A 23,427-nucleotide genomic window follows, 5' to 3' on the forward strand; every position below is an offset into this window, starting at 1 on the left:
CGACGCGTGCACTTCACTGTACGCCGACTGCGCGTCGGACGGCTGCGAACTCGGTCCCCTGTCGGCGACCGGGTCCTGAAACGAATTGTGGGCTGGCGGAAGATTTCCACCAGCCCACACGGAAGTTGTCGCCGTCAGACGGCAGACACCCTCACAGCCTGCGGACCCTTGTTGCCCTGCTCGACCTCGAACTCGACTCGCTGATTCTCTTCGAGCGAGCGGTATCCGTTGCCGCTGATCTCCGAGTAGTGGACGAACACATCCTGCGCGCCGCCATCGGGAGCGATGAAGCCGAAGCCCTTATCGCTGTTGAACCACTTCACAGTTCCCTGTGCCATACTTTTCCAACTTCTTTCATTTCGAACGGATGCCGAACAAACATCCGCGATGAGCCTAGCACGACCTGCGGAAATCAGCCCCATCAAGATTTTTCGGGCGGTCGCGGCGGGCGGTGCACGGTCTCCGTCTTGTTACGAGCCCACATCCTGCGACGAGCTCACGTCTTGTTACGAGCTCACGTCTTGTTACGAGCCCACCTTGCCCGAGGCCGCAGGTGTGGTGATCTCGCAGCGCCACTGTGCGCTCTCGATTTCGGCGAGCTGCCAGACCGCGTGCGCCGTATCGCTGACCCGGTTGTCGGCATCGTCGGCCGGTAGTCCCGCCGCCGTGCGCAGCATCATCAACCCGAGTGCCTGCGACGTCATGCTCGGCACCACAAGGAGTTTCACACGTCGTTCCCGACCGGCCACGAACATCAGGCGCGGGCGACGCGGCACGGTATCGCCCTTCATCATGCGGGTGCCGGCCGCGATCGTCTCGAGGTCGAGTTGGCCTTCGGTCGCCGACCAGTTGATCCGGATGTCGACGACCTCGCCCAGAATGCGGTGCAGGGCGCCGACCAGATCAGGAAGCTCAGCGGCGATCAGGGCCGAATGGGGCCACCAGGCGCCGTCGATGCTGCCCGTCGACAGACGGGCCAACGCGAGCCGGGTCGGGCTGGCGGCGCGGCGTGACCGCGCCATCCCGTTCACGTCGTCGGCGAATCGCCGGAGCGGGTCGGGCGCTGCTGATCAGAAAACACCGGCGCCTGCACCGGTTCGCTGGACACCGTTGTCGAAACCGCGACCTGCGGCCCTTGGCGGTGGGAAAACAGTTCGGACGAATCCATGAACAAGGTCCTCACGTGGTACGGGACAAACCCGTACGTCGGTTACGAGCGAAGAGAATCGCGTCGCAGACCGCATCGCTGGCATCGGGGACACCGTCTCCGGCGCGACACGACCTGCCCGTGACACTACACCGCGGCCTGCGGTTTGGGGGTTGACCGGATCCGCGCGCCCCGTCGGGGCACGAAGATCACGTGCTTGAGCCGCGGCTTCTCCGCCGGCTCGCTGGTGGTGTGCAGGTCGACGCGGCGCAGGATCTCCCGCAACACCACTCGGAACTCGACCATCGCGAACGTCGCTCCGAGACAGCGGCGGTTGCCGCCGCCGAACGGGAAGTACGACGACGGGCTCAGCGTCGCGTCCAGCATCCGGACCGGATCGAACCGCTCCGGGTTCGGGTAGAGCTGCGGGTCGGCGTGCACGGCCACGAGGCCGGGCACCACCATCACCCCGGCCGGCAGCCGGTGCCCCGCCAGCTCCACCGGTTCGGTGAGGATCCGCCCGACGTCGAAGACGACCGGCCGGTTGCGCAGCGTCTCCTTGGCCACCGCGTCGAGGTAGTTGTCGTCGCCGTCCTCGGCAGCGCGCACCGCCCGCTCCAACACCGCGGGGTGGCGGCTCAGCCGCTCCAGCGCCCACGCCAGCCCGGTGGCCGTGGTGTCGTGACCGGCCAGCAACAACGTGATCAGCTGATCGCGCAGCTCCCGGTCAGTCATCTCACGCCCGTCCTCGTCGGAGGCGCGCACCAGCATCGACAGGGCGTCGGTGCGCTCGGCCAGGTGCGGGTCGGCGCGGTGATCGGCGATCTCGGCGTACAGCAGCCGGTCGGCCTCCGCGATCGCCCTACGCAACGGTCGCCACGGCCACCTCTGCAACAACTCCGGATTCATGACCGCCAGGCTCTGCCAGGCCCCGATCCGCAGCACCCGGGGCAGCACCACCCGCAGCGCCGCGAGCCGGGCCGGGTCGGTCGTACCGATCACGGTGCGCAGGATGACCTCCAGCGTGATCTCCGACATCTTCGGCGCCGCCGCGAAGGCCCGGTCGCGCGGCCAACCGGCGATGTTGTCCGCGGCGATCTGGGCGATCAGGTCCATTTGCGCGGCCACGGCGTCCCGGGCGAACGGCGCGAGCATCAACCGGCGCCGGTCGCGGTGCACATCGCCGTCGACGACCAGCACCGAGGTGTCCCCCAGTAGCCCCCGGAGCATCGAATTGGCTTCCCCGGCGTGATAGACGCGCGGATCGCCGGAGAACACCGTCTTGATGTCGGCCGGATCGGTCAGATAGACCACGGTGCCCATCGAGGCCACCCGCAACGTGAATGCGGTCCCATAGCGCCGCCGGCACACGGCGATGAACTGGGGTCCGCGGGACAGCATCAGCGCCGCCTGCACTCCGCGCGGCAGGCGTGGACCCGCGGGCAGCGACGTCGTCGTCACCCGGCCCAGCCTACGAGCCGGCTCCCGGCGTCACGCCGCTTTGGCCGCTGTCCAGCAACAACTCCGGAATCGGGAAGCGCTTCGAATACGTTGACGAGCACCTTCGGCGGGCGCCCGCCCCGCGTCACACAGATCACACCGTCTGGGCTGCGTAACCCGCCGCAGCGTGGGAACACAATTTGCGAAAAGTGTCTGCTCGACGCCGCGACCGGCGTGCCGAGGCAGAACCACACCACTGCGAGACACCACTGAACGACGACCACTTCGAACGACGACGATTTCGAACGACGCCAATTTCGAACGACGACAATTTCGAACTACGACGACCCAGAAGGACCAACGATGTCGCGCTTCCTGTTCGCGCTTGGCCAGTCCAGCTTCCGGCACCGCTGGTGGGTGCTCGGCGCCTGGCTGGCGGTGCTGATCGCGGTGGCGGCCGGCTTCCTCGGGTTCCGCGGCCAGCCCAGCGACAACTTCACCATCCCCGGCACCGAGTCCCAGCGGGCCGTGGAGCAGCTGCAGCAGAACCTGCCCGCGTTCAGCGGGGCGCAGACCCAGCTCACCTTCGTCGCACCCGAAGGCCGCGCCGTCACCGACCCGTCGCTGACACCGGCGATCAACGAGGCCGTCGCCGCCGCCAACAACGTCGACAACGTCGCGGCGGCCGCCGGCCCGAGCCAGACCGGCCAGATCGCCCCCGACGGCCGTGTCGGGCTGGGCACGGTGCAATGGACCCAGCCGATCGGCGAGGTGTCCGAGTCGTCGTTGACGTCGCTGGAGGACGCGATGGCCCCCGCCGAGCAGGCCGGGCTGCGCGTCGAATACGGCGGCAGCGTCTACCCCGGATACAAGGTCGACGTGCCGCACCTGCCGGAGATCATCGGCATCGGGGTGGCGTTCCTGATCCTCGTCATCACCTTCGGTGCAGTGGTGGCCGCCGGGCTGCCGATCATCACCGCGGGGGTGGGCGTCGGCATCGGCGCGCTCGGGATCTTCGTCGCCGCCGCGTTCGTGGACATGCCGACCGCAGCGCTCTCCCTGGCGCTGATGCTGGGACTGGCCGTCGGTATCGACTATGCGCTGTTCATTCTCAACCGCTACCGCAACAACCTGCTGTTGCTGATGCCGCGCGACGAGGCGGCCGGGCTGGCGGTCGGCACCGCCGGTGGCGCCGTGGTGTTCGCGGCGCTGACCGTCATCATCGCGCTGTGCGGCCTGGCCGTGGTGGGCATTCCGTTCCTGACCTACATGGGTCTGGCCGCGGCGGTGTCGGTGTTCATCGCGATGCTGATCGCGGTGACGCTGCTGCCCGCGCTGTTCGGATTCGCCGGCGGGCAGGTTGCGCGCTTCATCCAACCGCCGCTGCAGCCCGGCCGCCCCAAGGAGGTCGCCCAGGTGGCGACCTACACCCCGCACCGCACCATGGGGGCGACGTGGGCGCGGTTCGTGGTCAGATTCCGCAAGCCGCTGCTGGTGACCGGCGCCGCCGGTTTGATCCTGATCGGATTGCCCACCCTCGGCATGCATCTGGGCCTGCCCAGCGGAGCGTCGCAGCCGGAGTCCAGCACCGCGCGTCAGGCCTACGACCTGACCGCCGAGCATCTCGGCCCCGGCTTCAACGGCCCGCTGCTGGTCGTCGCCGACCTCAGCGACGCCACCGATCCGCGGGCGGTGCAGACCATCGCGGCCAACCTCGGTCGTGAGCAGGGTGTCGTTGCCGCCGCACCGGCCGGAGGTAATGCGGACACGGCCGCCATTCAGGTGATTCCGGCGACCGGCCCCAACGACACCGCCACCGCGGACCTGGTCCAGCGCATCCGCGCCGACCGCGACGCGATCGAAGCCGACACCGGCGCAACGCTTCTCGTCGGCGGCAACACCGCCTCCAACATCGACACCTCCGCCAAACTGGCCGCCGCGCTGCCGATCTTCATCATCGTCGTCGTCGGCCTCGCGTTCGTGCTGCTGACCGTCGCGTTCCGTGCCGCGCTGGTGCCGCTGACATCGATCGTCGGCTTCCTGCTGTCGGTGTTCGCCGCGGTCGGCGTCCAGGTCGCGATCTTCCAATGGGGATGGGGCGCCTCACTTCTCGGTATCACCCCCGGTGAGACGATCAGCTTCCTGCCGATCATCGTGCTGGCCATCGTCTTCGGCCTGTCCAGCGACTACGAGGTGTTCGTGGTGTCGCGCATCCGAGAAGAGCTGTCCCGCACAGACACCGCGGTGGACGCCGTCCGCAGTGGCGTGGGGCTCTCGGCGCGCGTCGTCACCGCAGCGGCGTTGATCATGTTCGGCGTGTTCATCGCCTTCCTCGCCGGGGGCGACCCGATCATCAAATCCATCGGGCTGACGCTGGCTGTGGGGGTGTTCCTCGACGCGTTCGTGGTCCGGTTGACCTTGATTCCCGCGGTGATGGCCATGCTGGGCGACACGATGTGGAAGCACTCCAAGTGGTTCGGCCGTTACGTCCCCGACCTGGACATCGAGGGGACGAAGCTGGAGGCCGAGCACCGCAGCCCGGTGCCGGTGTGAATCCGTTGGGCTAGAAGGCCGCCAGCAACTCCATCACCAGCACCACCGCGGTGACGGCGAACAGCGCGGCGAACAGCCCGATCGCCACAAACGTCACCACGGCCCGCGGGGTGAGGTTGCGTCCCGCGGCGGGATCGGCATTCGACGTCGCCGAGGTCTGCGCCGAATCCGGCGGCGTCTCACCCGGAGGAACACCCCCGGCGCGGTCTGGACCGGGGGTGTTGTCGGGGGCGGGATCCGGGGGAAGAGCGGTCATGACCGTCCTGTCCGGGCGGCGCCGCCCGGGGCGTCCGGGGCTTCGTCGCGCCGGCGTCGCAATTCGGCGTCGGCCTGTCGGAGACGCCGGGCGGCAATCTCGTCGATGTGGGCCGCCTCTTCCAGTTCGGCGGCGCGCTCGATGCGGGCGACACCTTCGTCCTCGAGGGCGCCGTCGCCGAGCACCATGCCGACCGCCGCGTCCAGCGCGCCGATGGCACGCTCGAACAGCAGCCGCGCCGGCGCTTCCGGGCCCATCCGGGCGACCAGTTGTTCCTGCAGCAGCCGGATCGGAACCCGTCCCAGCCGGTACTGCGTCCGCAGGATCGCCCACGGGATCGTGCGAACTCTCATCGACGCTCCTCTTCGTTCCGGGTGTGGTGGTCGTACCCCGGTCAGCGCCGTTTACACGTTTGCGGCCAGGTCGCGCAGGTGCGCAGCCATCCCGATGCCGGGGTGGACGAGGTGAATGTCCGACGACTCGGACCGGACATGGCCGGATTCTTCGACGTCTACGCGCGAGAAGTGCTCCCGCAGTCGCGCTGAGCCGCTACCCGCCGGCGCCGTTGATCTGCGGTTTATCGATCATGCCGCGCTCGACGCCCCACATGGTGGCGATGGCCCGGTAGTCGCCGCTCTCGATCAGGTGCTCGAGTGCCTGCCGCAGGGATTCCGCGAGCTGCGAGTCCTTGGGCACCGGCCAGCCGTAGGGGGCCGAATCGAACACATCGCCGGCGGGCACCAGGTCACCGCGGGAGAGTTTGATCGCGAAACCGGTCACCGGCGAATCCGCCGACATGGCGTCCACCTCGCCCTTGACCAGCGCCGTCGTCACGGCGTCCTGGCTGGCGAACTCGACGATCTCCAGCGGCGCCATCCCGGCGGCCACGCACTCGTCGCTCTTGCGCGGCAACTCTTCGGTGGCCTGCAACGTCCCTTGCGCCACACCGATTGTGACGCCGCACGCGGCGGCCGGACCGACCACGACACCGGGCCGCGACGCCCACTGCGTACCGGCTTCGAAGTAGGTGACGAAATCGACGAGCTGCTCGCGCTGCACGGTGTCGGTGACCGAGGACATCCCGACGTCGACCGTCCCTGCCTGCACCGACGGCAGGATCTGGTCGAACGGGATATGACGGTAGTCGGGAACCAGGCCCAGCACCCGGGCCACCGCGTTCATCAGCTCGACATCGAATCCGACCAGCTGACCGTCGGTGTTCTTAAACTCCATCGGCGCGTACGGGACGTTCACGCCGATCACCAGCCGGCCCGTCTCGCGGATGTCGGCGGGCACGGTCTCGGCGATGTGCGCGATCGCCCCGTCGGGCAGATCCTGGGCGCCGGCGTCGCGCCACGGCGCCCACATCCACGCCCCGACGGCCGTCGCAGCCAGGACGACCGCGGCGGCACCTGCCAGGGCCAGCACACGACCGGGCAACCGTCGGTCGCTGCGCGCCGAGTGCCGCGATCCGCGGGCCCGCCGCACCGGCGCGTTCAGCGCGCGCCGGGCAGCGACGGCGAGTTCGCCGGCGCTCTGGTAACGCTTGGCCGGTTTCTTGGCCATGCCCTTCGCGATGACGGCGTCGAAGGCCGCCAGCCGCGGGTCGGTGTCCGACGGGCGCGGCAGCGGGGCCATCATGTGCCCGGCGATCTGCTGTTCGAGACTGTCGGCGGGATACGGTCGGGACCCGGTGAGCAGTTCGTAGAGCACGCAGGTCAGCGCGTAGACGTCGGAGCGGGCGTCGACCTGGCCGGCCTCGAACCGCTCGGGCGCCATGTAGGCCAGCGTGCCCAGGGTGCTGCCCGCGGTGGTCAGGGCCTGCTCCCCGGCGGTGCGGGCCAGCCCGAAGTCGATCAGGTAGACGAAGTCGCGGCCGGTGATCAGGATGTTCGACGGCTTGATGTCGCGGTGGATGAGCCCGGCCTTGTGCGCGGAGTCCAGGGCGTGCGCGACCTGCTCGACGACGTGCACCGCGAACGGCGCCCCGAGCGGTTTCTCCGTCTCGGCGAGCATCGCGCCCAGGTTGCGGCCCTCGATCAGGCGCATGTCGAGGTAGAGCCGGCCGTCGATCTCGCCGTAGCCGTGGATGGGCACGACGTGCGGGTCGTTGATGCCGGCGGCGGATTGGGATTCACGGCGGAACCGAGCCTGGAAGACCTCGTCCTCGGCCATGTGGTGCGGCAGCACCTTCAGCGCGACGACACGGTCGGTCCTGGTGTCGTAGGCCTGGTAGACCTCGCCCATCCCGCCCCGGCCGATCAGCTTCTGAAGCCGATAGTGCCCGAATGGTGTCGCATTCACCGCTGGTCTCCTCGGCTGCGGCCAATCGGTTCGTGCGTTGAAGCTACCTCAAGTCCGCCGCGGTCGCCCCCGAGCCGGGAAACGCGGGAAACCGGGGATCAGCCGGGTTTCGCTGGGTGTTCTGCCGGCGGCGCGCCGGTCCGGCAAGCCCCGGGGTCAGAGTCGGTACATCTCCCGGGCCATCGCGGCCTGCTCGAAGACCCGGTCGCGCTGCGCCGGGTAGTGGCGCTTGCCGGATTTGGCCGGGCCGGCGGTCGTGGTGTCGTCGCGTACCAACACCGCGGACTGGGGCGCGATGGGCGCCTGCAGCCACCGCAACAGTGCAGACAGAGACCACCGCCGGGCATGCGCACCGGTCACGGAATCCATGGAAAGAGAAGCCATGTCGTTTCACCTCACCTCGTGGGCTGGCCGCGGCTCGGATTCCGCGAAACGCCCGAACTGATTCCGAACGTAACATAAGAAATAGAAGTAGCCAACAGAGTTTGTACTTTGCGATTGAAATGTGAGTGAATGGGTACCATGGCGGACGTGGCACGCAAGACCTACGGACAGTTCTGCGGGCTGGCCCATGCCCTCGACGTGGTCGGCGAGCGCTGGACGCTGCTGATCGTGCGTGAGCTGGGCACGGGACCGAAGCGCTACACCGACCTGGCCGACGCCCTACCCGGAATCGGGACCAGCCTGCTGGCCACCCGCGTCCGCCAGCTCGAGACCGACGGCGTCATCCAGCGCCGCCTCGCCGTCGGACAACCCGGCTCCGCGGTGGTCTACGAGCTCTCCGAGGCCGGCCGGGAGCTCGCGCTCGCCCTGATCCCCCTCGCCACCTGGGGTGCCCGGCACCAGATGACCGACGCCGACATCGGCCGCGAGGCCTTCCGGGCCGAATGGCTGCTGAGCTTCCTGGCCGCCGATCTCACCGGCGACACGGACCCCGGGCCCGATGCGGTCTACGAGTTCCACATCGGCGACAGCAGCGCTTGCCTGCAGGTCCGGGGCGGACGAATGCGGGTGGCGCCCGGGCCGGCCGCGACACCACCCGACGTCACCGTGCGCGCGGCGGCGCCGACGGTCGCCGCGCTGCTCGGTAGGCAGCTCACGCTCAGCGACGCGGTGCGCTCCGACCAGGTCGACATTTCGGGAGACGCTGCGGCCACCGACGCGCTGGTCGCGCTCATCGAAAGTCACCTCGCCCTGTCTTGAGGCACCCGTTCGATTGATCTAATCGACGCATCAATGATGCGATAAATGGTCTTGGACAGGCATGGATATGCCTCATACCGTTGACGTCATGACTGCGACGATTCCCGAAACCCACCGTCTCACCGGTCAGATGATCATCGCCGGGACGCCCGTGCGCGGGACGGGCACGCAGATCCACGCGTTCGACCCCGCCGCCGGTGCCGCGCTGGACCCGCCGTATCACCATGGTGACGCCGGCAACGTCGACGCCGCCTGCGCCGCGGCCGCCGACGCGTTCGGCCCCTACCGCGCCACCACCTCCGAACAACGGGCCCGCTTCCTCGAGGCGATCGCCGGTCAGATCGAGGCGATCAGCGAGCCCCTGATCGCGCGTGCCGTCGCCGAAACCGGGCTGCCGCAGGCACGCATCACCGGCGAGGTCGGCCGCACCACCGGGCAGCTGCGCCTGTTCGCCGAGGTATTGCGGGAGGGCAGTTACCAGGGGGCCCGCATCGACACCGCCCTGCCCGACCGGTCCCCGCTGCCCCGCCCGGACCTCCGCCAACGCTTCATCGGACTGGGTCCGGTCGCCGTGTTCGGCGCCTCGAACTTCCCGCTGGCCTTCTCGGTCGCCGGCGGGGACACCGCCTCCGCACTGGCCGCCGGATGCCCGGTCGTGGTCAAGGCGCACGACGCCCACCCCGGCACCTCCGAGCTGGTCGGACGTGCCGTCACCGCCGCGGTCGCCGAATCCGGCATGCCCGCAGGGACGTTCTCGATGCTGTTCGGCTCGGGCCCCGGCCTCGGGGTCGCCCTGGTGACCGATCCGCGGATCAAAGCCGTCGGCTTCACCGGATCCCGCTCGGGCGGCACCGCCCTGGTCGCCGCCGCCGCCGCGCGGCCCGAACCCATCCCGGTCTACGCCGAGATGAGCTCGATCAACCCCGTGTTCGTCCTCGACGGCGCCCTGGCCAGCCGCGGCGGCGAGCTGGGCCGCGCGTTCGTCGCATCGTTGACCATGGGATCGGGGCAGTTCTGCACCAACCCCGGACTGGTCATCGCCGTCGACGGCCCCGGCCTCGACGCGTTCGTCACCGCCGCCCGCGAGGCGCTGGCACAGGCACCGGCCACACCCATGCTCACCCCGGGCATCGCCCGCAGCTACGCCGAGGGCGTCACGGCGCTCTCCGAGGCGGCCGAGCTGATCGGCCGCGGCCGGGACGCGACCAGCGAATGCGGCTGTCACGCAGCACTGTTCACCACCGACGCGCCGAGCTTTCTGAACTCCGAGGCGCTGCAGGCCGAGGTGTTCGGCTCATCGAGCCTGATCGTGCGTTGCGCCGACGCCGCCGAGATGCACGCCGTCGCCGAGGGTGTCGAAGGACAGCTGACCGCCACCGTGCACGCCGACGAATCCGACCTCGACGCCGCCGCCGAACTGCTGCCACGCCTGGAGCTCAAGGCCGGACGGATCCTGTTCGGCGGGTGGCCCACCGGCGTCGAGGTCAGCCACGCCATGGTGCACGGTGGCCCGTTCCCGGCCACCTCCGACTCCCGCAGCACCTCCGTGGGCAGCCGCGCGATCGAACGCTTCCTGCGGCCGGTGTGCTACCAGAATGTGCCGAAATCCCTGCTGCCCAGCGCAATAGCGGACGGCAACCCCGATCACCTGTGGCGGCGCATCGACGGCCGGCTCAGCCAGGACTGACCTCACCCACCGACCGGGCCCCCGCGCCCCGACAACCCCTGCTAGGAGCCCACGATGCGTTCCACGTCCCGCCCGTCCTTCGACGGTGTGCTGTTCTTCCCCGTCACCCCGTTCACCGAGACCGGTGACGTCGACGTCGACGCCCTGGCCGACCACATCGCCAAAGGGGTCGCAGCCGGACCGGGCGGCGTGTTCGTCGCCTGCGGCACCGGCGAATTCCACGCCCTCGACGACCAGGAGTTCAGCACCGTCGTGCGCACCGCGGTCGACGTGGTCGCCGGCCGGGTGCCCGTCTACGCCGGCGCGGGCGGATCGGTGGCGCAGGCCAAGCGGTTCGCGACGGTGGCCGAGCAGGTGGGCGCCGACGGGCTGCTCCTGCTTCCCCCCTACCTCGTCGAGGTGCCCCAGCCCGGTCTGGTCGACTACACCCGCGCCGTCGCCGGCGTGACCGACCTTCCCGTCATCGTCTACAACCGTGGCAACGCGCGGTTCACCGAGGCGTCCGCGGTGGCGGTGGCGAAGATCGACAACGTCGTCGGGTTCAAGGACGGCACCGGCAACCTCGACCAGGTGGCGCGCATCGTGTCGGCCATCACCAGCGAGGTCGACCCCGACTTCCTGTTCTTCAACGGGCTGCCCACCGCCGAGACCACACAGCAGGCCTACCGCGCGATCGGGGTGCCGCTGTACTCGTCGGCGACGTTCGCGTTCGCCCCCGACCTGGCGCTGGCCTTCTACGACGCCCTGGAGGCCGACAACCGCCACCTGGCCGAAGACCTGTTGCGCGCCTTCTTCCACCCGCTGGTGCGGTTGCGCGACACCGTCCCGGGCTACGCGGTCTCGCTGGTCAAGGCCGGCGTCACGATGGGAGGCGTGCCTGCCGGGCCGGTGCGCCCGCCGCTGGTGATGCCCACCGCCACCGACGTCGACGAGCTCGCCTCGATCATCGCCGCGGGCCGCGCCGTGATGACCGGCGCACTGTCCCAGGCGATCTGACCGTGGGCCAGCTGCGCATCACCGGCGCCCGCATCACCCCCGTCGCGTTCCGCGACCCGCCGCTGCTCAACACCGTCGGTGTGCACCAGCCGTACGCGCTGCGCGCCATCATCCAGCTGGACACCGACGCGGGCCTCGTCGGCCTCGGCGAGACGTACGCCGACACCCGGCACCTGGCCCGGCTGCGGGCCGCCGCCGACGCGATCACCGGTCTGGATGTGTTCGCGCTCAACATGATCCGCGCGGCGATCGCCGATACGCTGCGCGGCGACACCGCGGCCGTGGGCACCGCCGGGATGATCACCTCGGCCAGTGCCGTGGACCAGGTGCTGTCCCCGTTCGAGGTGGCCTGCCTGGACGTGCAGGGCCGCGCGCTCGGGCGTCCGGTGTCGGACCTGCTCGGCGGTGCGGTGCGAGACGCCGTTCCGTTCAGCGCCTACCTGTTCTACAAATGGGCCGCCCACCCCGGCGCCGAACCCGACGCGTTCGGCGCCGCACTCGACCCGGACGGCATCGTCGCCCAGGCGCGACGCATCGTCGACGAATACGGTTTCACCGCCGTCAAACTCAAGGGCGGGGTGTTCGCACCCGAGGAGGAGATGGCGGCGATCGAGGCCCTGGCCGCCGCGTTCCCCGGTATGCCACTGCGCCTGGACCCCAACGCCGCCTGGACGCCGCAGACCTCGGTGAAGGTCGCCTCCGGGCTGGCCGGCATCCTCGAGTACCTGGAGGACCCCACGCCGGGCCTGGACGGCATGGCCGAGGTGGCCGCGCAGGCGCCGATGCCGCTGGCCACCAACATGTGCGTCGTCGCGTTCGACGAACTGGCCCCCGCGGTTGCCAAGAGCTCGGTGCGCGTGGTGCTTTCCGATCACCACTACTGGGGCGGCTTGCAGCGGTCGCGGCTGCTGGCCGGCATCTGCGAGACGTTCGGGCTGGGACTGTCGATGCATTCCAACTCCCATCTGGGCATCAGCCTGGCCGCGATGGTGCACCTGGCCGCGGCCACCCCGAACCTGACCTATGCGTGTGACACGCACTGGCCGTGGAAGAGCGAGGACGTCGTCGCGCCCGGTGTGCTGTCGTTCGTGGACGGGTCGGTGCCGGTCCCGACCACACCGGGACTGGGCGTCGACATCGACGACGACGCACTGGCGGCGCTGCACGAGCAGTACCTGCGGTGCGGAATCCGTGACCGCGACGACACCGGCTACATGCGCAGTGTCGATCCGTCGTTCGAGACCGCCAGCCCGCGCTGGTAGTTCCATCCCTCTGTACCGGGCCGGGGTGGGCCGGTTCGGGTTCGCGGCCATCAAGCCCACACCGGACCGAATCGTCGGCACTACACTGATGCCGCGGTGCGCCCGTACAGGCGCCGACTGATACGAGGAGTGCATCGGTGTTCTCGCTGGCCCGGTTGCAGTGCTTCGTCGCCGTGGCCGAGGAGCTGCACTTCGGCCGCGCCGCCGAACGCCTGCACATGACCCAGCCGCCGCTGTCACGTCAGCTGCAGCAGCTGGAAAGCGAACTGGGCGTCCAGCTGATCGACCGCACCACCCGTACCGTCACCCTCACCCCGGCCGGTGCGGCGTTTTTGCCCGACGCCCGCCGGATCCTGCAGCTGGCCGAAGGCGCCGCGCAGACCGTCAAACGCATTCCCGCCGGTGACCTCGGCACCGTCGTCGTCGGGTTCACCGCCGCCTCCGCGCACGCCGTGCTGCCCCGGCTGCTCGCACGGGCCCGCGAGCGGCTGCCCGACGTGAAGCTCGACCTGCGCGAGATGGTGACCTCAGCCCAGATCGACGGACTGATGTCCGGTGAGCTCGACCTCGGGATGGCCCGCCCACCCCTCAAACGCCCGGGACTGGTGTCGCGCCCGCTGCTGCACGAGCAGCTGGTGGTCGCACTGCCGGCCGAGCACCCCCTGTCCGACCTGTCGCGGCAGCTGACCCTCAACGACCTCGACGGCCAAGACCTGGTGATGTACTCCCCGGTGCAGGCCCGCTACTTCAACGAATTGCTGATCAGCACGTTCACCATCGCCGGCGCCACCCCGCGGTACGTGCAGTACGTCACCCAGGTGCACACCATGCTGGTGCTGGTGCGCTCGGGCATCGGGCTGGCCCTGGTGCCGGCGTCCGCGGCCACGCTGCACCCCGAGGGGGTGGTGTTCCGCACGATCGGGGCGTTCCGGGAGCGCCCGGTGGAGCTGGATGCCGTGTGGCGCGGCGACTCGACCAACCCGGCCCTGCTGCGGTTGCTCAAAGACGTGCTGCCGCAGCAGGAGTGGACCACCGACGAGCTCGTCGAAGGCGTCGTCTAGAGCAGCTGCGGAACCCGGTCGGGAATCACGAACGACGCGCCCGTTGCGACCGGGGCACCCGGGCGGGTCACGAACGGCACGGTGCGGAAATCGGCGCGCAGCTCGTCGGCGGCGAGCGTCGCGCGCAGATAACCGCGCCGGTTGCTGAAGTACCGGATGTGCGGGTTCTCCGGCAGGATCGCCTCGACATCGGCCCGGGTGTCGGATCCGTCGCCACCGGAGGTGATCGACGTCGTCACCAACTCGGTGGCCACCGCAGCCGACAGCGGATCCTCGGAGTGCCTGCAGATCTCAGCAGCCCAGTGCGCGTGCACGTCTCCGGTGAGGACCACGCCGTTGCGCACCGCCGAGTCGGCGATCCCGGCGACGACGCGGTCCCGCTCGGCGACGTACCCGTCCCACGCATCCGGATTGACGCCGTGCGCCGGACCCGCAGCGAGCTCCAGCGGCGCGAAGAACACCTGCTGCGCCAGCAGGTCCCACCGCGCCCTCGATCGCGCGAAACCGTCGAGCAGCCAACGCTGTTGCTCGGCGCCGAGCAGGGTACGGCGCGGGTCGAAGCGCTCCGCGCAGTCACTGCGATAGTGGTCGCCGCACGCCTGATCGGAGCGGTACTGGCGGGTGTCGAGCAAATGCACCGTCGCCAGCGCGCCCCATTCGACACGGCGGTACAACCGCATGCCGCCGTCGCGTGGCGCCGCCGATGCGCGCAGCGGCATGTTCTCGTAATACGCCTGCAGCGCCGCCGCCCGGCGCGCGGCGAACCCGGCATCGGGTGTCTTCGGTACGTCGCCGGCCCAGTTGTCGGCCAGTTCGTGGTCGTCGAACACCACCAGCCATGGCGCGACGGCGTGCGCCGCCTGCAGGTCGGGGTCGGTGCGATACTGCGCGTGCCGCTGCCGGTAATTCGCCAGCGTCACGGTCTCCGGGCCGGCGTGATCGCGCACCCGGTCACCGTTGGCGGCGTATTCGTACAGGTAATCGCCCAGGTGCACAACGACATCGGGATGTTCCTCGGCGAGGCGGCGGTACGCGGTGAACCAACCGTGCTGATAGTTCGAGCACGACGCCGCGCACAGCGTCAACGTCGCGTTCATCGCGTCGGGCGCGGGTGTGGTGCGGGTGCGACCCACCGGTGACAGATGGCCCTCGGCGCGGAACCGGTAGAAATACTCGCCGCCGGGCGGCAGACCGGCCAGCTCGACGTGCACGCTGTGCGCGGCCTCGGGAGCGGCGACGGTGTGGCCCCGCTGCAGCGGCCGGGTGAACGCCTCGTCGGCGGCGACCTCCCACTGCACCTCTACGGGGCGCGCCGGCATACCACCCAGGCCGTCGTCGGCCAGCGGCCGCGGCGCCAGCCGCGTCCAGATCACCGCGCCGTCGGGACCGGGATCACCCGAGGCCACCCCGAGGGTGAACGGGTCGGCTGGAACGGGTCCGCGGCGCGGCCCGGCGGTGAATCCGAGCAGCGGAGCGGCGGCCAGCCCCGCCGCGCCCTTGAGGACGGTGCGGCGGCTGAGATTCGGCGACACGGCGCAGTGTCGGAGAGCGGCCTGTCCGGGCGATGGCCGGCAGGCATCGGGTGTCTCTCGCCGCGCGGGCGGTCACGGGAACTGTTCGTGAACACCGGTTGGCCGCGTCCGCGATTTCAGCCCTCCGAGCTGGGCGAGCGCTCTAATATCAACGTATTCGCAAAGGAGCATGTCATGGCTAGAGATGACCACAAGATCTCCGAGAAGTTGAGAAACCAGGGCTGCCGGTGCCACTGCGCCACCTGCAAGGGCGACGGGCACTGCCACAACATCGCCGCCGGCTGCGCCGTCCGCCGCTGAGCTGACGTCGCGGCGCTCGTCGCACCCACCGCGAGTGAGAAGCCAGGGCTGCGTTGCAGGGTCCCACCGCAGCCCGGAATCCTATTTCGCGGCGGCGGGCAGCACCACCGGGGTGATCAGCGCACCGGTGGCGAGGAACTCGTCGAGGTTGCGCAGCGTCAGCGCCTCCATCGCGGCGCGCGTCTGCACCGTGCCGCTGGCGACGTGCGGCAGTAACACGACGTTGTCCAGCGCGAACAGCTGCTCCGGCACGTGCGGCTCGTCGGCGAACACGTCCAGTCCGGCGCCGGCGAGACGGCCGTCCAGCAGCGCCGACACCAAGGCGTCCTGGTCGACCACGCTGCCGCGGGCGATGTTGATCAGATAGCCGTCGGGCCCCAGCGCGTCCAGCACGGCGCGGTCCACCAGATTGCGGGTACCGTCGCCGCCGGCCGCGGCCACGATCAGCACGTCGACCCCGCGCGCGAGCTCCGCCGGCGACGCGGCATAGGTGTAAGGCGAGTCGGGCACCTCTCGCCGGTTGTGGTAGCTGATCGAGCAGCCGAAGGCACTCAGCCGCAAGGCAATCGCCGTGCCGATCCGGCCCAGGCCGACGATGCCGACGCGGGTGTTGCTGACCTGGCGGGTCAGCGGATAGTTGCCGTCCACCGGCCAGCGCCCGGCACGCAGGTAGCGGTCGGCGGCCGAGAACTGGCGCAGCGTGTCGATCATCAGCCCGACCGCCGTGTCGGCCACACAGTCGGTCAGCACATCGGGGGTGTTGCTGACCGCGACGCCGCGCGCCGCGGCGGCGTCGACATCGGTGGTGTCGTAGCCGACGCCGAAGTTGACGACCGCGCCGAGGTTCGGCAGCGCCGCCATCAACTCGGCGTCCACGCCGGTCCGCCCTGAGGTCACCACCGCGGCGATCTCGGCGCCGTGCCGCGACAGAAAACTGTGACGTTCGTCCTCGGCGTCGGGCAGCACCCAGGCGGCGTAGTCGTCGACCAGCGTGGCCGACAGCGACGGTTTCAGGGGGCCGACCTGCAGGACGGCGCGCTTCGTCGCGGCTGGGGAATGCTCGGTGGACGCAGTCATAGTGCTGTTCACGCTACGACGACCTGCGGATACCCGTCCACGTCCGAAATAGCATGGACTGATAGCCAAAGCGCATAGGTGCTCCAGTCCGCCCCGCGCCGGGGTATCGCCACGATCGAAATGCCAGCTCAGGGCTGGTGTGAGGAGGCAGCGACAGCGCCACTGGCGTCCGAAAATCGCCCGGATACGGCCATTTGAGCAGGGTTGACGGTCTCCAAAACACCGCCATAGCGTGTGGCTGTCATCACACATTGCATCTACATACGTAGACGCCAGACATCCCCAGCCCCGGGAGGATCGATGAAGCGGAACACACGGCGCCTGACCGCGATGGCCCTCGCGGGAGTCGCCGTCGCCGCCAGCGGCTGCTCGGTCGCCAACTCCGGCGGAGGCGGATACGACCTCAACACGCTGCGCATCGTCCTGCCCCAGGAGCCCCCCACACTCGAGCCCTGCGAGAGCTCACTGACCTCCACCGGCGTCGTGGTGCGCTCCAACATCACCGAACCGCTGGTGGAGCGCAACCCGACCACCGGCGACCTGGAACCGCTGCTGGCCACCGACTGGGAGCAGAGCAGCCCCACCGAGTGGACGTTCACCCTGCGCGACGGTGTGACCTTCTCCGACGGGGCACCGTTCACCGCCGAGGACGCCGCCTTCTCGATCGACCGCGCGGTCAACTCCGATCTGCAGTGCAACGTCGACGGCTACGTCTTCGGTGACGAGGTGCTGACCCTGCAGACCCCCGACGAGCGCACCGTCGTGGTCGGCACCACCGAGCCCGATCCTATTCTGCCGCTGCGTATCTCGTTCGTCGAGATCGTGCCCCGCACCACCAGCATGACCGAGAAGGTGCGCGAGCCGATCGGCACCGGACCCTACGCGATCCGCGACTGGGAGTACGGACAGAAGCTGATCCTGGCCCGCAACGACACCTACTGGGGTGAGGCGCCGGCGTTCCCGGTCGCCGAATACCAGTGGCGCAGCGAGGGAAGCGTGCGCGCGGCGATGATCACCAACGACGAGGCCGACATCGCCACCGGCCTGGGCCCCGAGGACGGCGCCGGCGACCTCGGGGTGCCGTTCCAGAACAACGAGACCACGGCGCTGCGCATGCAGGCCACCGAGCCGCCGCTCGACGACATCCGCGTCCGCCAGGCGATCAACTACGCCACCAACCGCACCGGCATCGTCAAAGCCCTGTTCCGCGACCTGGGTCAGCCCGCCGCCCAGCTGATCCCGTCCGGTGTGGTCGGCTACAACGACCAGTTGCAGCCCTGGCCGCACGACACGGACAAGGCCAAGGCGCTGATCGACGAGGCCCGCGCCGACGGGGTGCCGGTGGACAGGGAGATCCGTCTGATCGGACGCACCGCGCAGTTCCCCAAGATCGCCGAGACCATCGAGGTGCTGCAGAGCGAATTCACCGAGATCGGGCTCAACGTCAAGATCGAGATGATGGACACCGCCTCCCAGCTCGAGTACCAGCTGCGGCCGTTCCCCCCGAACACCGGGCCCTACCTGCTGATGATCATGCACGGCAACCAGGCCGGTGATGCCGCGTTCACGATGGACCAGTACATGCTTTCCGACGGTCCGCAGAGCGCCTACGGCACAGCGGAATTCGATGCGAAGATCCGAGCCGCCGAGCAGCTCGAGGGCCGAGCCCGCCAGGACGCGTTCGCCCAGCTGTTCGCCGAGGAGCCCCAGCAGATCATGCAGATGGCCTACCTCGCCCACATGCGCGGCATCCTCGGCAAGTCGCCACGCGTCGACTACACCCCCAATTCGGCGACCGGCGACGAGATGCGCCTGGCCGCGATGTCACCCGCCGCCGACCGGACCGACAAGTCCTGAGAAACAGGAAGGCCCAGCCCATGTTCTCCTTCGTCCGGCGCCGGATGTACACCAGCGCCCTCCCGCTGATCATCGTCCTGCTCGGGGTGTTCCTGCTCGCCCGGCTCACCGGTGACCCGACGAACCTGTACCTGTCGGAGTCGGCCACCCCCGAGCAGCGCGCCGCGTTCGCCGAGCAGAACGGGTTCAACGATCCGCTGATCACCCAGCTGGTCGACTACTTCAAGGGCGTCCTGCACCTGGACTTCGGCACCTCGCTGCGCACCGGTGAATCGGCCGCGGAGATGGCATTGCGCGCCTTCCCCGCCACGCTGCAACTCGCGTTCGCAACGATGCTGCTGGCGATCGTCGGAGCCGTCGTCGTCGGCTGCTGGGCCGCCTACCGCCCGAACTCGCTGGCCGACCGGTTCTCCAGCCTGCTGTCGATGACCGCGGCGTCCATCCCCGACTTCTGGTTCGCGATCACCGGGGTGTGGCTGTTCGCGGTGCTCCTCGGCGTGCTGCCCACCTCCGGTGTCGACGCCGGCGTGCTGTCCTGGATCCTGCCCGTCGCGACGCTGATGATCCGGCCCCTGGGTGTGCTCACCCAGGTGGTGCGCGGGGCGATGGTCTCGGCCCTGTCGGCGCCCTACATCCGGCTGGCACGCAGCAAGGGCGCGGGCGACTTCCGGGTCGTGTCCCACCACGCGTTGCGCAACGCCGCAGCACCCGCGCTCACCGTCGCCGGCGACCTGATGGTCAGCCTCATCAACGGCGCGGTGGTGGTCGAGGCCATCTTCGGCTGGCCCGGCATCGGCAAGCTGATGATCGACGCGATCCTGCAGCGCGACTTCGCCGTTCTGCAGGCCGCCGTCCTGCTCACCGCCGTCAGCATCTTCCTGCTCAACATCATCATCGACGCCTGCTACGCGCTGCTCGACGCGCGGGTCCGCGAACCCGCCCGAGTCTGAGAAGTCCCAGGAGACAACCATGAGCACGTCAATCGACCTGATCCCGGTCAAGCCGACCACCGCGATCGTCGGCGAGGACGACACATCCTCACGCACCACCAAGCAGTCCGGGCCCTCGTTCTGGTTCCGGCTGCTGTCCAACGACCGGGTCGCGCTCACCGCGGCCGGCGTCCTCGGCATCGTGGTGCTGACCGCGCTCGTCGGGCCGCTGCTGGTCGGTGACCTCGCCACCCGCATCGACCTCGACAACTCCAACCAGCCGCCGTTCACACTGGCCCACGGCTGGGCCAACGTGCTGGGCACCGACCCGCTGGGCCGCAGCATGCTGGCCCGCCTCGTCGTGGCCTGCCAGACCACCCTGTCGGTCGCGATCCCGGCCGTGGTCATCTCCGCGGTCATCGGCTCGGCGGTGGGCATGTGGGCCGGCTATCACCGCGGCTGGCGCGAAACGCTCGCGATGCGCGTCGCCGACGTCATCATGAGCTTCCCGTCGCTGCTGCTGGCCGTCGTGGTGCTCTACGTGTTCTCCCCCAGCGCGGCCAACATCGTCATGGTGCTGGCGCTCACCCGCATCCCGGTGTACCTGCGCACCGCGCGCGCCGAATCCGCCGAACTGGCCAGCCGCGTATTCGTCGACGCAGCAAGAACCTTCGGTGCGAGCGCCACCTCGATCATCTGGCGTCACGTGCTGCCGATCGTGCTGCCCACCATGCTGACCGTCGCCACGCTGGACTTCTGCTACGTGATGCTCGCCGAGAGCTCGCTGAGCTTCCTCGGCATCGGTATCCAGCCGCCCGACGTCAGCTGGGGCCTGATGGTCGCCCAGGGCCGCACCTACCTGCACACCGCCTGGTGGCTGTCGTTCTTCCCCGGCCTGGCCATCGTGATCACCACCGTGTCGGCCACCATCCTGGCCGCCTGGGCCCGCATCGCCACCGACCCCGGCCAGCGTTGGCGCCTGACCGTCCCGCAGAAGCGACTGAGCACGTTCACCAAGTCGGGAAAGCGCCTCTGATGAAAGGCTCGAGCATGACCGCACCAGCACGCCCTGACACGCAGACCGACCACCACGCCGACGCGCCCACGGTGCTCGACGTCGACGGGCTCTCGGTCGAGGTCCGCACCATCTCGGGCACCCTGCGCGCCGTCAACGATGTGTCGTTCCAGGCTCGGCGCGGCGAAACGCTGGCCCTGCTGGGTGAATCCGGCTGCGGCAAGTCGATGACCGCGACCGCACTGGTCGGCCTGCTCGAACCGGTGGCCGATGTCGTCGCGGGCAGCGTCACCCTGTCCGGTGTCGACCTGCTCTCCGCCGACCGCAAGAAGCGGCGCGCGATGGCCGGTACCGAACTGGCCATCGTGTTCCAGGACGCGCTGACCGCGCTCAACCCGCTCTACACCGTGGGGACCCAACTGGCCGAACCGTTCCGGATCCACAAGGGACTCAACGCCAAGGATGCCAAGGCCAAGGCCGTCGAACTGATGGCGCGGGTCGGCATCCCCCAGCCGGAGACCCGACTGAACTCCTACCCGCACCAGTTCTCCGGAGGCATGCGCCAGCGGCTGCTGATCGCCATGGCCGTCGCCCTCAACCCCAGCGTGCTGATCGCCGACGAGCCGACCACCGCGCTCGACGTCACCGTGCAGGCCCAGATCATGGCGCTGCTGCGGGACCTGCGCACCGAGTTCGACATGGCCGTCGTCCTGATCACCCACGATCTGGCCCTGGTGGCCGAAGAAGCCGACCGTGTCGCCGTCATGTACGCCGGCAACGTCATCGAAACCGGCACCGTCGCCGAGGTTTTCGCCGACCCGAAGCATCCCTACACGAAGGGCCTGCTCAACTCGGTGCCCGTCAACGCCCGCCGCGGCGACGGCCTGACGTCGATCGGCGGGTCACCGCCGGACCTGCACGACATTCCCGAGGGATGCGTCTACCAGGAGCGCTGCCCGTTGGCGCGCGACATCTGCGTCACCACCCGGCCCACCCTCGACCACGTCGGCGAACAGCGTAAGGCCGCCTGCCACTTCCCGGAAGAGGTCACGCCCCGCACGCGAGGAGAAAAGAGTGACGATGTCTGAGAATCTGCTCGAAGTCCGCGACGTCCGCAAGTCGTTCCGCGTCCCGCACGCCGGAAAGAACAGACTCTGCGCGCTCGACGGCATCAGCCTGGACCTGGCGCGCGGCGAAACCCTCGGCCTGGTAGGCGAATCCGGCTGCGGAAAGTCGACCCTGGCACGGACGTTGCTGATGCTCGAACGTCCGGACGCCGGAACGGTGCGTTTCGACGGCGTGGACCCGTTCACGCTCACCGGCGCCGAGCTGCTGAAGTTCCGCAGCCGGGTGCAGATGGTGTTCCAGGATCCCTACGCGTCCCTGAACTCCCGGATGTCGGCCGCCGAGATCATCGCCGAGCCGTGGCGCAGCCACAAGGGGCTCGTCAAGAACCGCCAGGACCGCGACATGCGGGTGCGCGGCCTGCTGGACCTGGTGGGCCTGGGCGCCAAGGCCGCCGACAAGTATCCGCAGGAATTCTCCGGCGGCCAGCGGCAACGCATCGGCATCGCCCGTGCGCTGGCGCTGAACCCGGACGTCATCATCTGCGACGAACCCGTCTCCGCGCTCGACCTCTCGGTACAGGCCCAGGTACTCAACCTGCTCAACGATCTGCAGGAGCAACTCGGCATCTCCTACATCTTCATCTCGCACGATCTCTCGGTGGTGCGCCACGTCGCAGACCGGGTTGCGGTGATGTATCTCGGCAAGATCATCGAGAACGGCCCCACCGACACGGTATTCGACCGCTCCGACCACCCGTACACCGCGGCGCTGATGTCCGCGGCGCCCACCCTCGACGGCGCACACCGCCAGGAACGCATCCTGCTCTCCGGCGAGGTGCCCTCACCGCTGAACCCGCCGTCGGGCTGCCGCTTTCGCACCCGCTGCTGGAAGGCCACCGACGTGTGCGCCACCACCACGCCGCCGGTCACCGTGGACCCCGACGTCGGCGGCCACACGGCGCTGTGCCACCACCCGTTGCTGCTGGAGGGGAGTGGACTTGAGACCGTGTCGGCATGACCCTTGCGGGATTCTGCGTCGTGGCCGCGGCGATTCTGTTCGCTTCGGCCTTGCAGGCGTCGATCGGATTCGGCATGGGGATGTTCGCCGCACCGATCGTCGCGATGATCGAACCGGCGATGATCCCGGGCACGCTGATCATGGTCGCCACGCTGGTCACGCTGATGGTGGTGGTGCGCGAACGGGAAGCCATCGACCTGTCGGGGACCGGCTGGGCGTTGATCGGGCGGGTGCCCGGGACCGTGGCCGGCGCACTGCTGCTGGCCGCGCTGCCGCATCAGGCGTTGGTGATCGTGCTGGCCGCTGTGGTGCTGGGCGGCGTGGTGCTCACCAGCTCCGGTTGGGTTCCGGCCGCCCGGCGCCGCAACGTCGTGCTGGCCGGGGCGGCCTCGGGGCTGCTGGGCACCGCGACGTCGATCGGTGGGCCGCCCATGGCGCTGGTCTGGCAGCGCAACAGCGGTGCGGTGCTGCGCAGCACGATGAGCAGCTTCTTCCTCGTCGGCTCGGTGATCTCGCTGATCGTGCTCGCCTTCACCGGCGCCGTCGACGGCCGCACGCTGAAGACCTTCGCGCTGCTGGTTCCGGCCGCGGTGCTCGGGTACCTGCTCTCCCGGGTGCTCAACCGGTATCTCAATCCGCTGCGGCTGCGCTGGTTGGCGATCGGCGTCTCGGCCACCGGCGCCGTCGTGCTGATCGGGCGCGAGCTGCTGCTGGCCTTCTGAG

Annotated in this window: 22 protein-coding genes; 13 read left to right on the top strand and 9 right to left on the bottom strand. The window is 69.4% G+C overall.

All coding sequences use genetic code 11. The features are described from left to right. Positions 1 to 134: 134 nt before the first annotated feature. The 3 genes from ACEWX3_RS24270 to ACEWX3_RS24280 all read right to left on the bottom strand — a co-directional run bounded on the left by ACEWX3_RS24270 (position 135) and on the right by ACEWX3_RS24280 (position 2,548). Positions 135 to 338, bottom strand: a complete 204-nt coding sequence (locus tag ACEWX3_RS24270; RefSeq protein ID WP_152515514.1) for a cold-shock protein — start codon at positions 336 to 338, stop codon at positions 135 to 137. Between the two features lie 186 nt (positions 339 to 524). After that, complete coding sequence (locus ACEWX3_RS24275) at positions 525 to 1,022, bottom strand: DUF5994 family protein (RefSeq protein ID WP_374157928.1); 498 nt, start codon at positions 1,020 to 1,022, stop codon at positions 525 to 527. Positions 1,023 to 1,294: 272 nt separating this feature from the next. Then, a complete protein-coding gene (locus ACEWX3_RS24280) occupies positions 1,295 to 2,548 on the bottom strand; it encodes a cytochrome P450 (RefSeq protein ID WP_374159937.1) in 1,254 nt (417 codons plus the stop codon). Positions 2,549 to 2,950: 402 nt separating this feature from the next. On the opposite strand from ACEWX3_RS24280, the gene ACEWX3_RS24285 reads away from it, so the two are divergent. Then, positions 2,951 to 5,140 (top strand): MMPL family transporter, encoded by a 2,190-nt coding sequence (locus tag ACEWX3_RS24285; RefSeq protein ID WP_374157929.1) that lies wholly within the window; start codon positions 2,951 to 2,953, stop codon positions 5,138 to 5,140. Between the two features lie 10 nt (positions 5,141 to 5,150). On the opposite strand, the gene ACEWX3_RS24290 is transcribed toward ACEWX3_RS24285, so the two are convergent. The 4 genes from ACEWX3_RS24290 to ACEWX3_RS24305 form a co-directional block, all read right to left on the bottom strand. Further along, entirely contained in the window at positions 5,151 to 5,396 is a 246-nt protein-coding gene (locus ACEWX3_RS24290; protein ID WP_374157930.1) for a DUF6480 family protein, read from the bottom strand. Beyond that, entirely contained in the window at positions 5,393 to 5,749 is a 357-nt protein-coding gene (locus ACEWX3_RS24295) for a hypothetical protein (RefSeq protein ID WP_374157931.1), read from the bottom strand. The genes ACEWX3_RS24290 and ACEWX3_RS24295 overlap by 4 nt, the downstream gene beginning before the upstream one ends. A gap of 196 nt (positions 5,750 to 5,945) precedes the next feature. Then, positions 5,946 to 7,700, bottom strand: a complete 1,755-nt coding sequence (locus ACEWX3_RS24300) for a bifunctional serine/threonine-protein kinase/transporter substrate-binding domain-containing protein (protein ID WP_374157932.1) — start codon at positions 7,698 to 7,700, stop codon at positions 5,946 to 5,948. Positions 7,701 to 7,856: 156 nt separating this feature from the next. Beyond that, positions 7,857 to 8,084: a hypothetical protein gene (locus tag ACEWX3_RS24305; RefSeq protein ID WP_207065969.1), complete on the bottom strand. Its 228-nt coding sequence runs from the start codon at positions 8,082 to 8,084 to the stop codon at positions 7,857 to 7,859. 138 nt (positions 8,085 to 8,222) lie between these two features. Here ACEWX3_RS24305 and ACEWX3_RS24310 point away from each other — a divergent pair, with 138 nt between their 5' ends. The 5 genes from ACEWX3_RS24310 (at position 8,223) to ACEWX3_RS24330 (ending at position 13,909) form a co-directional block, all read left to right on the top strand. Continuing rightward, positions 8,223 to 8,903, top strand: a complete 681-nt coding sequence (locus ACEWX3_RS24310) for a winged helix-turn-helix transcriptional regulator (protein WP_374159938.1) — start codon at positions 8,223 to 8,225, stop codon at positions 8,901 to 8,903. Positions 8,904 to 8,991: 88 nt separating this feature from the next. Then, on the top strand, positions 8,992 to 10,590 hold the full coding sequence (locus ACEWX3_RS24315; protein WP_374157933.1) for an aldehyde dehydrogenase (NADP(+)): 1,599 nt from the start codon (positions 8,992 to 8,994) through the stop codon (positions 10,588 to 10,590). 54 nt (positions 10,591 to 10,644) lie between these two features. Continuing rightward, a complete protein-coding gene (locus ACEWX3_RS24320) occupies positions 10,645 to 11,586 on the top strand; it encodes a 5-dehydro-4-deoxyglucarate dehydratase (protein WP_207065972.1) in 942 nt (313 codons plus the stop codon). Continuing rightward, positions 11,583 to 12,848, top strand: a complete 1,266-nt coding sequence (locus tag ACEWX3_RS24325; protein WP_374159939.1) for an enolase C-terminal domain-like protein — start codon at positions 11,583 to 11,585, stop codon at positions 12,846 to 12,848. Before ACEWX3_RS24320 ends, ACEWX3_RS24325 begins: the two co-directional genes overlap by 4 nt. A 137-nt stretch (positions 12,849 to 12,985) precedes the next feature. Continuing rightward, positions 12,986 to 13,909, top strand: a complete 924-nt coding sequence (locus ACEWX3_RS24330; RefSeq protein WP_207065973.1) for a LysR substrate-binding domain-containing protein — start codon at positions 12,986 to 12,988, stop codon at positions 13,907 to 13,909. On the opposite strand, the gene ACEWX3_RS24335 is transcribed toward ACEWX3_RS24330, so the two are convergent. Continuing rightward, on the bottom strand, positions 13,906 to 15,441 hold the full coding sequence (locus tag ACEWX3_RS24335) for an alkaline phosphatase (RefSeq protein ID WP_374157934.1): 1,536 nt from the start codon (positions 15,439 to 15,441) through the stop codon (positions 13,906 to 13,908). The genes ACEWX3_RS24330 and ACEWX3_RS24335 overlap by 4 nt on opposite strands. 174 nt (positions 15,442 to 15,615) lie before the next feature. On the opposite strand from ACEWX3_RS24335, the gene ACEWX3_RS24340 reads away from it, so the two are divergent. Then, positions 15,616 to 15,741, top strand: a complete 126-nt coding sequence (locus tag ACEWX3_RS24340; protein WP_163673015.1) for a calcium-binding protein — start codon at positions 15,616 to 15,618, stop codon at positions 15,739 to 15,741. A gap of 81 nt (positions 15,742 to 15,822) precedes the next feature. Here the strand turns inward: ACEWX3_RS24340 and ACEWX3_RS24345 are convergent, their stop codons facing one another. Beyond that, complete coding sequence (locus ACEWX3_RS24345) at positions 15,823 to 16,818, bottom strand: 2-hydroxyacid dehydrogenase (protein ID WP_374157935.1); 996 nt, start codon at positions 16,816 to 16,818, stop codon at positions 15,823 to 15,825. Between the two features lie 300 nt (positions 16,819 to 17,118). Between ACEWX3_RS24345 and ACEWX3_RS24350 the strand changes: the two genes are divergently transcribed. Genes ACEWX3_RS24350 through ACEWX3_RS24375 form a run of 6 tightly spaced genes read left to right on the top strand, consistent with a single transcriptional unit; the run spans position 17,119 to position 23,426 of the window. Further along, positions 17,119 to 18,675, top strand: a complete 1,557-nt coding sequence (locus ACEWX3_RS24350) for an ABC transporter substrate-binding protein (RefSeq protein WP_374157936.1) — start codon at positions 17,119 to 17,121, stop codon at positions 18,673 to 18,675. A 20-nt stretch (positions 18,676 to 18,695) separates the two neighbouring features. Continuing rightward, positions 18,696 to 19,625 carry an ABC transporter permease gene (locus ACEWX3_RS24355; RefSeq protein WP_152515500.1) on the top strand — a complete coding sequence of 310 codons (930 nt, stop codon included), beginning with the start codon at positions 18,696 to 18,698 and terminating at the stop codon, positions 19,623 to 19,625. A 19-nt stretch (positions 19,626 to 19,644) separates the two neighbouring features. Next, complete coding sequence (locus tag ACEWX3_RS24360) at positions 19,645 to 20,640, top strand: ABC transporter permease (protein ID WP_221349741.1); 996 nt, start codon at positions 19,645 to 19,647, stop codon at positions 20,638 to 20,640. 14 nt (positions 20,641 to 20,654) lie between these two features. Further along, positions 20,655 to 21,707, top strand: coding sequence for an ABC transporter ATP-binding protein (locus ACEWX3_RS24365; RefSeq protein WP_374157937.1), 1,053 nt, complete (start codon positions 20,655 to 20,657; stop codon positions 21,705 to 21,707). After that, positions 21,700 to 22,704, top strand: a complete 1,005-nt coding sequence (locus ACEWX3_RS24370; protein ID WP_374157938.1) for an ABC transporter ATP-binding protein — start codon at positions 21,700 to 21,702, stop codon at positions 22,702 to 22,704. The genes ACEWX3_RS24365 and ACEWX3_RS24370 overlap by 8 nt, the downstream gene beginning before the upstream one ends. After that, a complete protein-coding gene (locus tag ACEWX3_RS24375; RefSeq protein ID WP_221349746.1) occupies positions 22,701 to 23,426 on the top strand; it encodes a sulfite exporter TauE/SafE family protein in 726 nt (241 codons plus the stop codon). The genes ACEWX3_RS24370 and ACEWX3_RS24375 overlap by 4 nt, the downstream gene beginning before the upstream one ends. Position 23,427: the final 1 nt, after the last annotated feature.

The organism is Mycobacterium sp. G7A2, from assembly GCF_041902445.1.
Taxonomy (GTDB): domain Bacteria; phylum Actinomycetota; class Actinomycetes; order Mycobacteriales; family Mycobacteriaceae; genus Mycobacterium.